The sequence below is a fragment of the Clostridium sp. 'deep sea' genome (assembly GCF_014931565.1).
GTDB lineage: Bacteria > Bacillota > UBA994 > PWPR01 > PWPR01.
The window spans coordinates 3,633,256-3,646,934 of record NZ_CP063353.1 but is presented as its reverse complement, the minus strand read 5'-3'; the positions used below and the strand labels follow the sequence as shown (position 1 = coordinate 3,646,934).

Annotated in this window: 15 protein-coding genes; 2 read left to right on the top strand and 13 right to left on the bottom strand. The window is 29.5% G+C overall.

Annotated elements, in window-relative coordinates; all coding sequences use genetic code 11:
• Positions 1 to 168: 168 nt before the first annotated feature.
• The 7 genes from IMX26_RS16855 to IMX26_RS16825 form a co-directional block, all read right to left on the bottom strand.
• Complete coding sequence (locus IMX26_RS16855; RefSeq protein WP_195159521.1) at positions 169 to 996, bottom strand: hypothetical protein; 828 nt, start codon at positions 994 to 996, stop codon at positions 169 to 171.
• A 160-nt stretch (positions 997 to 1,156) separates the two neighbouring features.
• Entirely contained in the window at positions 1,157 to 2,008 is an 852-nt protein-coding gene (locus IMX26_RS16850) for a hypothetical protein (RefSeq protein WP_195159520.1), read from the bottom strand.
• A 336-nt stretch (positions 2,009 to 2,344) separates the two neighbouring features.
• A complete protein-coding gene (locus IMX26_RS16845) occupies positions 2,345 to 3,568 on the bottom strand; it encodes a PEP-utilizing enzyme (protein WP_195159519.1) in 1,224 nt (407 codons plus the stop codon).
• Between the two features lie 24 nt (positions 3,569 to 3,592).
• Positions 3,593 to 4,900 carry a PEP/pyruvate-binding domain-containing protein gene (locus IMX26_RS16840; RefSeq protein WP_195159518.1) on the bottom strand — a complete coding sequence of 436 codons (1,308 nt, stop codon included), beginning with the start codon at positions 4,898 to 4,900 and terminating at the stop codon, positions 3,593 to 3,595.
• Positions 4,893 to 5,576 carry a TetR/AcrR family transcriptional regulator gene (locus IMX26_RS16835; protein ID WP_195159517.1) on the bottom strand — a complete coding sequence of 228 codons (684 nt, stop codon included), beginning with the start codon at positions 5,574 to 5,576 and terminating at the stop codon, positions 4,893 to 4,895. The genes IMX26_RS16840 and IMX26_RS16835 overlap by 8 nt, the downstream gene beginning before the upstream one ends.
• A gap of 255 nt (positions 5,577 to 5,831) precedes the next feature.
• Positions 5,832 to 6,869, bottom strand: a complete 1,038-nt coding sequence (locus IMX26_RS16830; protein ID WP_195159516.1) for a hypothetical protein — start codon at positions 6,867 to 6,869, stop codon at positions 5,832 to 5,834.
• On the bottom strand, positions 6,862 to 7,476 hold the full coding sequence (locus IMX26_RS16825; RefSeq protein WP_195159515.1) for a TetR/AcrR family transcriptional regulator: 615 nt from the start codon (positions 7,474 to 7,476) through the stop codon (positions 6,862 to 6,864). Before IMX26_RS16825 ends, IMX26_RS16830 begins: the two co-directional genes overlap by 8 nt.
• Before the next feature lie 208 nt (positions 7,477 to 7,684).
• Between IMX26_RS16825 and IMX26_RS16820 the strand changes: the two genes are divergently transcribed.
• Positions 7,685 to 8,176: an RNA polymerase sigma factor gene (locus IMX26_RS16820; RefSeq protein WP_195159514.1), complete on the top strand. Its 492-nt coding sequence runs from the start codon at positions 7,685 to 7,687 to the stop codon at positions 8,174 to 8,176.
• Positions 8,166 to 9,344, top strand: a complete 1,179-nt coding sequence (locus tag IMX26_RS16815) for an anti sigma factor C-terminal domain-containing protein (protein ID WP_195159513.1) — start codon at positions 8,166 to 8,168, stop codon at positions 9,342 to 9,344. The genes IMX26_RS16820 and IMX26_RS16815 overlap by 11 nt, the downstream gene beginning before the upstream one ends.
• Before the next feature lie 37 nt (positions 9,345 to 9,381).
• Here IMX26_RS16815 and IMX26_RS16810 read toward each other — a convergent pair whose 3' ends face one another.
• From IMX26_RS16810 to IMX26_RS16785, 6 genes are all read right to left on the bottom strand, one after another.
• Positions 9,382 to 9,927: a class I SAM-dependent methyltransferase gene (locus tag IMX26_RS16810; protein ID WP_207729298.1), complete on the bottom strand. Its 546-nt coding sequence runs from the start codon at positions 9,925 to 9,927 to the stop codon at positions 9,382 to 9,384.
• A 45-nt stretch (positions 9,928 to 9,972) separates the two neighbouring features.
• Positions 9,973 to 10,527 carry a hypothetical protein gene (locus IMX26_RS16805; protein WP_195159511.1) on the bottom strand — a complete coding sequence of 185 codons (555 nt, stop codon included), beginning with the start codon at positions 10,525 to 10,527 and terminating at the stop codon, positions 9,973 to 9,975.
• A 165-nt stretch (positions 10,528 to 10,692) separates the two neighbouring features.
• Positions 10,693 to 11,397, bottom strand: coding sequence for a VanZ family protein (locus tag IMX26_RS16800; protein WP_195159510.1), 705 nt, complete (start codon positions 11,395 to 11,397; stop codon positions 10,693 to 10,695).
• Between the two features lie 103 nt (positions 11,398 to 11,500).
• Entirely contained in the window at positions 11,501 to 12,370 is an 870-nt protein-coding gene (locus IMX26_RS16795; protein ID WP_195159509.1) for a metallophosphoesterase, read from the bottom strand.
• Positions 12,371 to 12,555: 185 nt separating this feature from the next.
• Entirely contained in the window at positions 12,556 to 13,068 is a 513-nt protein-coding gene (locus IMX26_RS16790) for a hypothetical protein (RefSeq protein WP_195159508.1), read from the bottom strand.
• A 149-nt stretch (positions 13,069 to 13,217) separates the two neighbouring features.
• Positions 13,218 to 13,673 (bottom strand): GNAT family N-acetyltransferase, encoded by a 456-nt coding sequence (locus IMX26_RS16785; RefSeq protein ID WP_195159507.1) that lies wholly within the window; start codon positions 13,671 to 13,673, stop codon positions 13,218 to 13,220.
• Positions 13,674 to 13,679 lie beyond the last annotated feature (6 nt).

The following is a 13,679-nucleotide window of genomic DNA, read 5'->3' as shown; positions in this document are numbered from 1 at the left end:
ATTATTTTTGTATTACAAAAAGACCCCCATAAAGAAATAGAGGTATTGCAGTAAGCTGCAAACCTATTCTCAGGAAAGTCTTTCATTTAATTATTATGGAATTTTTAAATTGGATTGTTCATATTATTTATACCTTATTTTAATAATTGTATTTTAGCATATTTCGCTTTAATACTCTAGGGAATCTATCCAGTCGAAGTAAAATTCACGTATTGATTGATATCTATTTTCTTTATTTATAGATATCGCTTTTAAAGCAATTAAAAACTGCTCTTTATTTCCTCTAAATCCTTCTTGCAGCTTCTTTTTACCTTTGCCTAACAGCTCAAACACGGTAGCTCCCATATGGTATACCATTGTTCTTACATCTATAATTGCATTCAGTTCAAACTCTTCTGGAGCCATAAATCTACTTGAACCGTACATTTTACCCATAGTATTAATAAAGCTACCTTTATGATAAGTATCTAAATCCATTATATATAATAAATCTTGGTTGAAATCGTACATTAAACAGCCATCATACCAGTCACTTGATATGTATCCGGACTCCTCAACTTTAAGATGCAAATGAAAAATTTTATTTAAAATACTCAATACTTTAGGTACTGGCAAAGCCTTTAATCTACTATATGGAGATTGGGGGTGTTCTCTAGTTAATTGTGAATTTAGCTTACTCTCTTCTGTCACTTCATTAATTGACTCGGCTTCTATCCAGTCATAAACCACAGCTATACCATCACAACATTCTACATAGTAATTTAACTTTGTTAGTATAGGATGCTGAACTTCTTTGGCAATTTCACAGGCATTTAACAAAAACTCACAGGCTTGTTTATTGGTAAACGGAGCAAACTTAACAAAGTGTTTTTTATTTTCTGCTGTTATAACTCCATAAGAGATATTACCGCTGTCATGTTTATCGATAGTACTAAATACTTTACCGTATTCTAATAACCATGTTTTAAATGAAGAGTTAGTTATTACTCTAAGCATACTTCTCCTCCCACATCTATTATTGTGAAGAAAGTGACGGTATAAAGAAAGGATTAAATGTTAACATAATACATTTATGCTGTGTCATTGTTTACTAAAATAATTATTATTAAATTATTAATTTCTTTATTATATATGTAAATTATTAAAGCTTAATAAGCTATTCATTAAAAAACTGCTTATTATCCATAACTAATATGCATTTTTCTTTTTTTAGGGCAATATACACCTTATTATTATTAAAAACTATGCCTCCACCTTCGTCTACTGAATAGTTTAGTTCATTAACAGTATTAAAAGTTGCTAAGCCAAATACTTTAATTAAACCCTGTGCTTGGCAGCAAGATACTAAATAATCATGGTAAATAAAAAGACCATTAATAGCCTTATTATGAACTTTTTTTAACCTGTTTAGCTCTTTTCCTGTGTGTTTATTTGTTATTACTATGTCAAAATCACTACCTGTACTAAATAAGCAGTTTTCATTAACAGCTAACCTTTGAACATTTTTTTTATGTAACTTTAGCTCAAAAACTGTTTTAAAACTTTGTTTAGCTATTTTTCGTACTACAGTATCCACACAACCTGTATATAGGTAGTTTTCGTCAACACACATACCCCATACTGTTTGTGGGTGCATTTTAAGTGTTGAAAAACTATTAAAATCATGTTTATCAATGGCAATTATTTCACCATTTCTTATAGGAAAATATACGTTGTTTTTATCATTCACTGGTCGTCGTAAATCGGAGCTAATATCATACCCAAACTGTTTTTTATGTAATAGCTCATAACTTTGTTTATGGTAAACTATAAAGTTGTGATTTGTAGTACAATAAATATAGTTTTCATCTATACATATTTGCACACCCTTTTCACCTACACTAATTGTATGTTTTAAGTTATTTGTACCTTTATCATAAACTTCAATTTCTGTCCTACGTGCTACATAAATATTATTGTTATCCAAAAATAAGCTGTTAATTCGTTCTTTTCCTACTGCAATTTTCATAAAATTCAATTCCCTCCTTATAAAATTAAGGTTCTCCCTATTTTGTTTAAATAAAAACATATGTACTCATTTAGGGATATTAACAATTAATAATAAGATATTCTTATTATAATTGATTGTTTAAATTGTATCAATAATAAATTTATACAAATATTAGTTTGCTTTTACTAATTTTAAACAATAATTATATAATTGTAATCGCTAGCTATTAAGAAGGTTTGAATATTAACTACATTATCAATTTTTATTATTGGTTAATGTGCATCAATTACAGTTTCTTGAGCAAAAAAGAACAGCCAGCAAGTTAAAATATACCTCTACTGACTATCCCTTTTATTACTCTAGGATAGTTACTACTCCTGTTGATCCATCTACCCTTACTCTGTCTCCATCTTTTAGTCTACTCTTAAGTGCTGATATGCCAACAACCGCTGGTATGCCATACTCTCTGGCCACAATACCGCCGTGGCTCATAGGTCCGCCATACTCCATTATTAAGGCTCCAGCTGTTGCAAAAAGGGGTGTCCAGGCTGGATTTGTGCTTTCTGTTACCATTATTTCTCCCTCTTTTAATAAAGCCTTATGGGGGTCAAACACAATTTTAATTACGCCCTCATATACCCCTGGGGATAAAGCTGAGCCTTGTAAATTTTTGCTGTTGGGGTCTATTTTACTTACACTATAAATTGTTTCTCCAGTATTAAGAACAATACGAGGCACACTACTACGTTTCATTTCTCTGCTATACTCTTCTTTATTATTTTTAACCTTTTCTTTAAGGTTTTGTTTAGTTAATATTTCAACTTTTCTTAAAAAGAATAAGTCGTATTTGTTATTTATAAGTCCCTGTTTTACATACTCTTCTCCAACACTTAATGCTACTTTTCGCCCCAAAGATATAAAACGAACTATGTCGAATTTAGGATACTCCCGCATACCTGCTGCAGTTCTATATGCAAGCATTGTTTCTTTAAACTTTTGGGCTCTTTTTTCACCATAGTCCCTTTTCATTTCACAATATACGTCTGTTATTAGTTTTTCAGCCTTATCACGTTTATGCTGGATATCGGCTAAATTACGTTCATACATCTTGTTATGCATAAAACTTTTTACCTGATTTAGCAAATAAGCAGGGTCTTCTGCCCACCGTTTAGCACCAAAATCTAATTCATAACTACTTCTGTGCCCAAACTTAGCTAACAGCCTTTTAAACTCGGCATGCTCTACATTTGGCTCTAACATGTTCTCACTAAAAAATTTAGCTAACTCATTAAGGTTGATAGTTAGTTGTTGACTTACACATCTTGGCAGTGATTGAACTAAAGTTTCAGCATTATATTTGTCGCCATACATTTTTTTGAGTTTTTTAGCAATCTTAGAGGCATAAGTCATTTCAGTACAATAAAGGGCTTGAGTTTGTGATAAAATAAAGGCCTTTATCATGGCATGTTCGCAAAATTCTATTTTTTCCTGAACGCTCTTAAGCTGTAATGACTCTTGGAAAAGTTCTTCATACTGCTTATTACCCACCGCTATCATCGCATCATATCGTTTACTCATTGGTATTTTATCCACAATCTTTTTTTACTTTAACATTTTAAAGCTATATTTAATTATGCCCCAAGGAATTTTAAACCTAATACCTTGATTGGTAAAGGTTTTACCGTGTTTATTTATTACGTGTAACATAACATCCTGCAAGGGTATATCGTTACCGGAAAAGGCTTTGGCAAACTGCTTAGAAACAAATTTAGAAGACAATAAATAGCTAATATCAACATAGGGTCTACTGCCAGTATATTTTACAAAACTGGCAGTTAGGGGTTTTTTAAGCAAAGTCATTACATTTATTACGGTAGGAAACATAAGGCTTATAATATCGTAACCAAAGGGTGTAAAAGGCTCTTTCATTCCTAATAACACTGTGCCCACACCTAAGTAAGCCCTAAGCTTGCCATCTTGCTCTAAGTTATTTATAGGATAAAGGCTTGTTATATCACGAGATTGAATGATATATAGCTCGTTATCATTAAAAGCAAATTCAATATCCTGTGGTTTTTTAAAATACTTTTCAGTTTTAACACAAACCTCAAGTAATTGCATTAGCTGTTGTTCTGTTAATGATGCTTTTTGTGATTCTAGCTCACTTAACGTACATTGCTTAATACCACTGCTAGCATAAACATACTTAATTAGCTTTTTAGCTAACTCTTTTTTGCTTATTTGCTTATTTTTTTTGTTTAATATAAATTGATCGGGATTAACTTCTCCACTTACAACTGCTTCTCCTAAGCCAAAAGCCGCATTTACTACAACTTCATGCCTTACCCCTGTAATAGGGTTAGCAGTAAAAGCAACCCCTGAAGTAGTGGAGTTTATCATCTCTTGTACTACAACTGCATGTGAAAAATCTTGTTTAGGGCAATATTTTTTACGGTATTCTATAGCCCTTTCATTCCATAGTGATTGCCAACAATTTATAATTCTTTCGATTAAAGAATCTTTAGTCACATTTAAATAAGATGAGTATTGACCTGCAAAGCTACTATCTGGTAAATCCTCCATAGTGGAGCTGCTACGTACTGCAACTCTACCACTACTTATTTTAGAAAATTCATGCTTTACTATGCTAACAAAGCTTTGGCTTAATTTTTGGACAGTAAACAATTGTTTTATTTTTTGTGATGCTACTAGGCAATTATTTTTACGTAGTATTTCATTAATTAATTGATGGAGGTTATGTTGAGTAACATAATTATCATAAGCTGATGATTCAATAACAAAACCATTGGGAACATCAATACCATGTTTAAACATACGTGACAAGTTATGACCCTTGCCGCCTACCAATAATAAGTCAGTTTCTTTAATATCCTTAAACCATTTAATCACTGAGATTCACCTCTTTATGAATTTGATCTCTAATCATTTTTACATAGTTTTTTCCTAATGATACTAAGTTTATGGTATTAGGCTGCAACCCTAATAGATAATTAATTAACTGCTGATTAAAAGCTAAAGATTTATAAAACCTATTTTGATTGTTTTGGTTATTACTAAAAAAGAGCTGTTTAGCACTACGATGAAATTGAATAACCTCTCGTGACCATAAAGCTGCAACATCTTCAACATACTCAATTTTAAAAACGTTTTGATCTACCCCTAATTTCAATAACTGCAAGTAAAAGTCATTAGTGATTTTCGCAAATTCTTCTCCCATTTTTTTTAGTAAAACGTGGTTTCCTGTAAAGGAATAAATTTTATTTAATTTAGGCCATTCTGCAATATAAGATTTTTTTATTTCACCAATGCCATAAAATGTTTCAGTAAATTTTTGAATAATTGATAGTTGTTCATTGCCTAAAACTTGATAATAATAAACCTGAATTTGTTTAACAAAAGACAAAGTTATATGCTCTAATATTTCGTCTTTAGACTTAAAGTGATGATAAAAACCACCTTTTGAGGTTCCTGCTTTGCCAATAATTTGGGCAACAGTTGTTTTTTCGTACCCTTTTTCTGCAAATAACTCATATGCAGTGTTAATAATTTGCTCTTTAAGTGACATAAAACATCTCCCTCTCAATCTAAGACCGACCGTCGGTCTCTTATATATATAATATACTCACTAACAGAAAATGTCAATATCCTTACAATTTAAAAGGCAGACACAAGGCCTGCCACTACGAAGGTGGTTTGATTTTACGTTGTAGGGCTAGCATTGATAGTCCGTATTTATGGTTAAAAAAATAAACTTAGAGTAAATTGCTAATTATTTTTGTATAAACCACAAAGGGCACGAAGAGAAGTGAAGATAGTATAGCTAATTTTTCACCTCATGCTCTATAGCATCTATTAGTTTTGATAGTACTGGTTTTGCTTCTAACAAAAAACCTATGTGTCCAGCTTTATAATCAATATTGTATTTACTGTTAAAGAATTTTCTTAGCTTTAATACAGTATTATAGTTTATTAATTTATCGTATTTTCCTGCTACTGACACAACTTTGCTACCCTTAACAGCAGGTTTATGTTTTAACAAGTTTAGGGGTTCATAAAGGCTCTGAAAGTTTTCTTTATTATTAGTCCAAATGCTTTTATTTTTTTGTAAGCCAGGACACACTGGTGTATCATTCATGCAGGTTGGTAAATCGCTGTCGGCTTGACCTACTATATATAAGTCTGCTCTATTATCACAGGTTGCTAACAGCGAGGTAACATAACCTCCTAAACTAAAACCACCTACAATAATTTTTTTATGTTTGTTTTTAATTATTGAAATGAGCTGAGATATATCGTGTACCGCTTGTCTTATTGCCTCAATAGAGCATAAAGGACATGAATCAAAAGTATATGCACCAGAGTAAGGCTGATTTAGGGGTGATCTGTTCATATGATATGGCAGCTGAGTTGCATAAACACTAAGATCTTTATTACTATTTATTAGCTTACTAAATAGTTTATACTCTCTACCATAATTCCTCATAGAAAATCCATGTATATAAATAATAGCTAAGTCGGTTGTATTTACACTTTTATGGCGTAATAAATCGTAATATAAATAGTGATTTTCAACAAGCTCATTATAAATTGAGCTAAAATTAGCTACTGGTTCATAAAGTGATTTTGTTTTATAGGTTTTATACTTAATATTTTTGGTTTCGTTTGTTTTTATTAAATCAACTTTACTTGTTGCTAAATAGCTATTAAACACCTTAATATTTTGATAAATGTTGGTAATTTGCTTGGCATTTAGCTTATTTATTTTATTAAATGTATTTTGATTTGTAGCTTTTTTATTAGCTAATGAAAAAAAACTTGTACCAGCATTTTCAATTAAATCCGAAAATATTTTATGCATTATAAGAGCCTCCCTCTACATACAAACAAACCTGATTTACTAAAAACTCCACAATGTTATTAAACTTATCTTCTCCAATTTCATCTTTGTGAAAATTTAAGTAAACTAAAGATCTTAGACTTGCCAAAACTAACTCGTTATCTATGTCTCTTATTAATTTTTTTGATTTCCAATAGTTCATTAGGTCTACAAAAGGCTTTAAAGATAACTCTCTTTCACTGATAAAGTTTACTTCAGTTAAATGGCTTTTAAGAGAACTATATTCGTTGTTAAATAAAATAGTATTCATCAGTTTATTATCATATAACTCTTTAACCACTATATAATAAAAGCTCTTTAAGGCTTTTACAGGGTCATCTTTATACTGCATAACCTCAGTTACTATACTTTGTCGAATCCTCTTCTGCTCTATACTAACTATCTCCACAAAAAGTTCTTCTTTAGAGCTATAGAGCTTATAAAACATACCTATTGATATGCCTGTTTCTTTAACTAACTCTCTAACACCAAACTTAGCAAATCCTTTATGTTCAAATATTTTTTTGCCATTTAATAAAAGCTTAGTTTTAGTATTTTTAAGCTCATTTTTTGTAAAGGCCTTTGGCATATTTTTCACAGCTCCCAACTGTGAACATAAATTAATTTTTGTTCACAATATAATTGTATGCCATCTCACTACTTTTGTCAATTTATATATTTTAGCATAAAGTTATTTTTACTCTTTAAAATAAACTGTACATTTTTCAGTAATAGATTTACACTTTAGTGTGACATTTATTAAGTTAATTCGTTTATACAGTGAAAGGAGGTTTAAAGTGAAAAATAACCCCCTAGAGCAGTTTTATAAGCAGTACTATAATGAAGTTTTTCTCTACGCCCTTTCGCTTTGTAACAGCTACTATGTTGCAGAGTCCTTAACTAGTGATACCTTTTATAAAGCATTACTTAATATTAACAAGCTTAAAGGTCATACCAAGTATTGGCTTTTTAGGGTTTGTAAAAATAATTATATAGACTTACTGCGACGTAAAAACCCTGCAAAAATCAATAATAGTGACTGTTTAACAGATAATTTAAGCATTTTAGATCAGCTAATTAAAGATGAGCAAAACAGAAAATTGTATAAAGCCATATTACAACTTAAACACCCCTATAAAGAGTGTATTTTGCTTTATTATTTTCATAAATACACTATGAAAGATATAGCTACTTTAATGAAAATTTCTAATGGCTCTGTTAGAACCATTATCTACAGAGCGCGTTTAAAACTTAAAACCTACCTAAAGGAGGAGAATTATGAAGTTTAAAGAGGTATTTTTAAAATATCAACAAGGCAAAGCCAATAAAAATGAGCAAGAATTTATTGAGCAAGAACTAGAAAAAAATAAACTTATAAATGAATACTTGGCTGAAAAGCTTAGTGCCAACTATAACTTAGAGTTTCAGCAAGAAGATAATGAGTTGTATAACACTCAAAAAATTTCTAAAAGAATAAACTTAAAGTTTATATATACAGCTCTGTCTTCTATAATTATTATGGCATTGTTAGCTAGCTTAACTGTTTTTGTAGTTTTGCCTATATATAATAATGCCTTTTATAACCCCAATGAAGGTTACCAAAACACAAATCGCAACACTCAACTATATTATGATATGAATGCCTTTATGAGGTTACATTCCCCAGGAAATATAACAGACTATGCTTCAGCAGATAGCCTCGGCTTGGGTAAATATGAAATAGAAATAAGTAAATATAACTTGTTTACTCAGCAGTGGGATACTCTTAATAAAACTTTAGTTAGAGGTAAATTTAATGATGGAGCGCCACTTGCTTTTTATGAACAGCCTCCTATAGGTATTTTTTATGATAAAGGACCTGGCTCACACGGAATAGTTGAAAAAAATGGTACTAGGTATAAACAGTTGGCATCAGAAATAGTAGAAGTAAAAAATAAGCTTAAAGAGCTACCTCAATCAGCTTATGTTTCTGCTTATATTTCGTTTAAACAAGATATTTCAATTAATCATTTTATGGAGATGAAAAACAGATTTAATCAGTTATCATTTAATTGGGTTGCTGTTAGGCATACAAATAGTAAGAATTTTGTACAATTAGGTTTCACGCCCTTACCAGTTGGTTACAGGGTAGCACAAGATATTATACCTAAAAATGATTTTCCATGTTATGACTTTAGGTATAAAGAGTATCCAGATAACGCTAATACTTATGCTACCCATTTTAAAACTCTAGTTAAGTATATGAGTACTCGAAAAGATTTCTTAAATGCCTTCGGTAATTGCAATGGATTATATGCCGATAACTATAAAAGGTCTTACGACTATTTAAAAGAACATGGTGTAAATAGTTATGGGGTATTGGTGGCTGGAAAAGCTGAGGATATTATAAATTATATTAATAATGATTTTGTTAACAGTGTTAGTGTTGAAAATGTTAAACTCTGGGATATTAATTGATTGTTGTGGGCGATTATTTACTCGCCCCTGCCAATTTTTAATTTTTTTTAACTACCAGCATATGAAACTGAGCCTTAAACTCCGGATAATCAACATCTTGTTCAAGTAAAATAGTTATATTATGTTTACTTTTTTTTATTAGGTTATGCAATAACTCTTCTCGTTTTTTGCCATTAATCATACAATTACAAAAAATGCCCTGGGGCTTTAACTCTCTTAGTATTCTACTTACCAAAGCACTCTCTTTATTAATATCATTTTTATAAAAATGCAAAATTGAATCTAGTAAAACAATATCGATGTTTGTAGTTATGGGATAACTATAAATATCTGCTATTTCTGCTTTAATATTTAACTCATCAGATTTTTGTTTAAGCTGATTAATTGCTAAACTAGAGTAATCTACAGCAATAATTTCATACCCTAACTTTGCTAAAACTATTGAATCACGCCCCTGTCCACATCCTAAATCTAAAATTGTGCCTTTAGGTGTAAAGTCAGTAAAAAATTCTATTAGTTGTTTATAGGGTTTGCCAAAATAATTTTCATTTTTGTAGTGTTTATTATAAACTGTGTTTGTCAAGGTAATCCCCATTTCTTGTTTTAGGGTTTGCTATGGTTACAAAGCTTAGTTCCACTGTTCATTATCTGCTAATTTTTTTGTTTGCTGGAGATTTTTTTCGCATCTGTACATTAGTATAGCAGTAACTAAATATACCGTAAAAGATAATATCCTATACCACTTTGTAAACACCGAAAAAATACCACAAAACATAACTATTAACCATAATAACTCAATGGCTTTTTGAGTTTTTACTATAAGACTTTCAGTTTCGTTATTGCCTACTACACTACACTGCAAACTAATACCTTTATAAAGATTCTTTAAAAAAACAAACATTAATACTAATGTTATTTTATCTGCTAAGTTAAACACATAATAACCTTCATTTAATCTCAAATAGTCTCCATTATATATAAAATTTGCAATACAAATAATATAAACTAATATTATGAGCAAAGTAAAATTTCGAGCTTTTATAAAATATTTGTTGTTATTTTTCAACATATGTAAAGCTTGTATAATAAAATAATAACCAATAATATCGGGTAAGATATCAAAGCCACCAATTTGAATATCAACTAAAAAAATAAACCCCCACATTAAAAACTTATAACACATTATATTATTCTCATCCTTTAGTAAAATGTAAAAAAGTTTTATAATACACTCCTGCTACAATAAACATTATTTTACATTATATCACATATTATCTTGAAAAAGATAACTACATAATTAAAAAGTGAGCCTTAAAATTAGGGCTTACTAATTTTAATATATATTAACTTATCTATAATATAGTTTAATTAGTGGAACAAAACTTAAAACTAATGCCATCATAGTAATAACCTGTAAAAATGTGAGTAATAAAGCCTGATTTTTTTCCTCTTTTATCAGGCTTTTTGAATAACTATAATTCCAAAACTTAAAATATACTCTTGAAAAAATTAAGCTAACACAATAACCAATAAACCCACCTAGTGTGTTTAAAATTATGTCGTCAATATCAGTAGCTCTTAACACAAAAAGTTGCAAAAACTCTATGCTAAATGAAAACAATGCTGTACAAACAACTGCTTTAAGTAATCTACTCTTTTGAGATACTAAACTAACAAATAATCCAAACGGAACAAACACTATAATATTACCAACAACATTAATTAAAGAATGTTCATCAAAACCCCTAAAAATAGCGTTTACCATAAAAGCAAGTGTTTTAAAGGGCACAAAGTTGTAGTATGAAGATGATACAGCTCTAACCTGTTCCATGGCTTCTTTCGAAAGGGTAAAAAAACTTAAGCCAATTGTTATAGATAATAAGAATATGGCTGTAAATAATAAACCTAAAAACCCTAACTCACGGTATATGGTAGTTTTTAATCCTTTGTACAAGTTCTTTTTTATTTGAAGAATACGAATAATAACATAAAATGGTACAACTATTAAAGAAATTGGAATCATATATAACATATCATTTAAAATGCTTCGCATACTTTATATACCTTCTTATATTGAGAACCTAACTAGTAATGCAACTATTTCATTTTAAATAGTTTTAATAGTAATAAAAGTTCATATATTTATACTAACAAGTTTAGTTTTTTAGGGTAATAACAGTTACTTCGGGCTGGTTATATACTCTAAAACCTACACTGCCTCCACTTAATCCTTTATTAACATACATATATCTTTCATTTTTATCATAAAGTCCAGCATCGTAGTCTGGAAACAATCCCTTATGGGGAGAAAACACTCCTCCTTTAAAAGGTATTCTTATCATACCTCCATGCATATGTCCACAGAGAGTTAGGTCTGCTCCCCAGTCTGCATAGCTAGAAAAGTAAATTGGAGTATGCGTTAATAAAATATTAAATTTACTAGAGTTAACTTCGCCTAGTTTTTGGGTAATTTCATTTACAGATAGAGAATTTTGTTCGTTTAAATAACTAATAGAACTATAATAGCCCATTGCAATATTATAACCATATAAGTTAATAGAGCTTTTTCCCTTTGTTAATTTTACTTTATCATTATTTAAATAGGTTATGCCTAATTCTTGACTTAGTGATTTTAACTTATACCTATACCTACTTCCATGCTCATGGTTTCCTGCTATATAGTATACATCTGCTATTTCACAAAGCTGTCTACAAAGATTTTTAAACACCTTTGCATCACTACTGCTTCCATCAATCATGTCTCCTGTCATCACAATAATATCAGGATCTTGCTGTTTAATTTTATTAACCAATAGTTCATTATTATTACCAAAGTCTTTATCGTGTAAATCACTAATTTGAACTATTTTAAATCCATTAAACTCGCTGGGTATATTAGTTTTACTAATTACAATATTAGTAACACCTACTGTATAGTTACTTATATAAAAATCAATAACAACTGCTAAAATTAATAATAAAAATAGTTTTAATATTATTCTCTTCCTTTTTCTTTTTCTAAACATGATATCTCCTAGTGTTTTAAATGGCCTATTAAAGGTAAATATTTTTATTGTAGTCTAGATCAAAATTCACTTTTTACTAACAACTTTATTACCTATTTTAAGCATACCAATTTATTTGAGATTATGTTTAATTAGTTTCATACAGATTTATAATAACTTTATGACTAAAATATAATTATTAAAAACTAAGCATTTAGCTCATGTTTACATTTATATAAAAACATTAACACACCTATAGTATAAATAATAGTCATAACACAGAATGATGGCATTACAATGACACCTAAAATACCAAAACATAATAATAAAGACAAGATGCCAACAACTAAATACATTTGCCAGTAAAATTTAGCTTTATTAGCTATTTCATAATTATTTTTACTCTTAGCAAAATCCTCAATACCTAAACATAAGTTAAACATAAAATATATACCTACTATAGTAGTAATAACTGAAATTATCAATGTTAACGATTCACCTAATAACATTTCTGAGTTTTCTATAATATTTGGTATGAATAAAAATATTAAGAAAAAAGCTGATTTACTAGCTTTATGAAAATAATCATTATAAAGTAACAACTTATTAAGTCCATTGTAAATTAAAATATAACCTATAAATGATGGCAGTATATTAAAACCATTAAAATAAAAATTTAATAAAAAAATAAAACCCCAAAATATTTGACTAAACCCCATAAGATATACTCCTTTTTTATAATACTCATATTTACCCCTATAGAGTAAAATTGAAACATAATAATAATCTATGCTAGCCATACAATTAATCACATAAGTACATAATAAATTAAGAGTTGCCTTAAGGCAACTCTTAATTTATTAATGCTTTACATTATTTTCTCGTATAAAAACAACTTAAACTCATGATTAGGGCTTGGCTTAACTTCATCATATTTTACAAAGCCATGTTTTTCATAAAAATAGTGGTTGCGATAGCTTTTGTATGGGGTATCAAGAGTCCATTTTTTAACATTCGTAAACTCCTGATCTATAAACTTCATAACTTGACTACCATAACCTTTGTTTTGATGCTCTGGAACTATAAAGGCAGAAGCAAAATAGTAATGTCCGTCACCTTTATTTATGACTCTTAAGCCACCTATAATCTCATTATCTAAAATAAATTTATAATAAATTCCTCCATATTTTTTAGGATGATGCCATTCTAAGGTATCAATTTCAGGAGGTGGATTTCCATATTTTTCGGCATCTTCAGCAAATGCCTTTAAGGCTACTTCTAACATTTTTGAAGCATCGTCTTCTTTTACTAATTTTATTTCCATATTATA

What these genes read in the sequence shown, in the direction of transcription:
- IMX26_RS16850 (WP_195159520.1), bottom strand. Translation starts at nt 2,008, where the DNA reads ATGAAAATTGCAGTAGGAAAAGAACGAATTAACAGCTTATTTTTGGAT.
- IMX26_RS16830 (WP_195159516.1), bottom strand. Translation starts at nt 6,869, where the DNA reads ATGCATAAAATATTTTCGGATTTAATTGAAAATGCTGGTACAAGTTTT.
- IMX26_RS16800 (WP_195159510.1), bottom strand. Translation starts at nt 11,397, where the DNA reads ATGCGAAGCATTTTAAATGATATGTTATATATGATTCCAATTTCTTTA.
- IMX26_RS16785 (WP_195159507.1), bottom strand. Translation starts at nt 13,673, where the DNA reads ATGGAAATAAAATTAGTAAAAGAAGACGATGCTTCAAAAATGTTAGAA.
- IMX26_RS16795 (WP_195159509.1), bottom strand. Translation starts at nt 12,370, where the DNA reads ATGTTTAGAAAAAGAAAAAGGAAGAGAATAATATTAAAACTATTTTTA.
- IMX26_RS16855 (WP_195159521.1), bottom strand. Translation starts at nt 996, where the DNA reads ATGCTTAGAGTAATAACTAACTCTTCATTTAAAACATGGTTATTAGAA.
- IMX26_RS16815 (WP_195159513.1), top strand. Translation starts at nt 8,166, where the DNA reads ATGAAGTTTAAAGAGGTATTTTTAAAATATCAACAAGGCAAAGCCAAT.
- IMX26_RS16805 (WP_195159511.1), bottom strand. Translation starts at nt 10,527, where the DNA reads ATGTGTTATAAGTTTTTAATGTGGGGGTTTATTTTTTTAGTTGATATT.
- IMX26_RS16825 (WP_195159515.1), bottom strand. Translation starts at nt 7,476, where the DNA reads ATGCCAAAGGCCTTTACAAAAAATGAGCTTAAAAATACTAAAACTAAG.
- IMX26_RS16790 (WP_195159508.1), bottom strand. Translation starts at nt 13,068, where the DNA reads ATGGGGTTTAGTCAAATATTTTGGGGTTTTATTTTTTTATTAAATTTT.
- IMX26_RS16835 (WP_195159517.1), bottom strand. Translation starts at nt 5,576, where the DNA reads ATGTCACTTAAAGAGCAAATTATTAACACTGCATATGAGTTATTTGCA.
- IMX26_RS16845 (WP_195159519.1), bottom strand. Translation starts at nt 3,568, where the DNA reads ATGAGTAAACGATATGATGCGATGATAGCGGTGGGTAATAAGCAGTAT.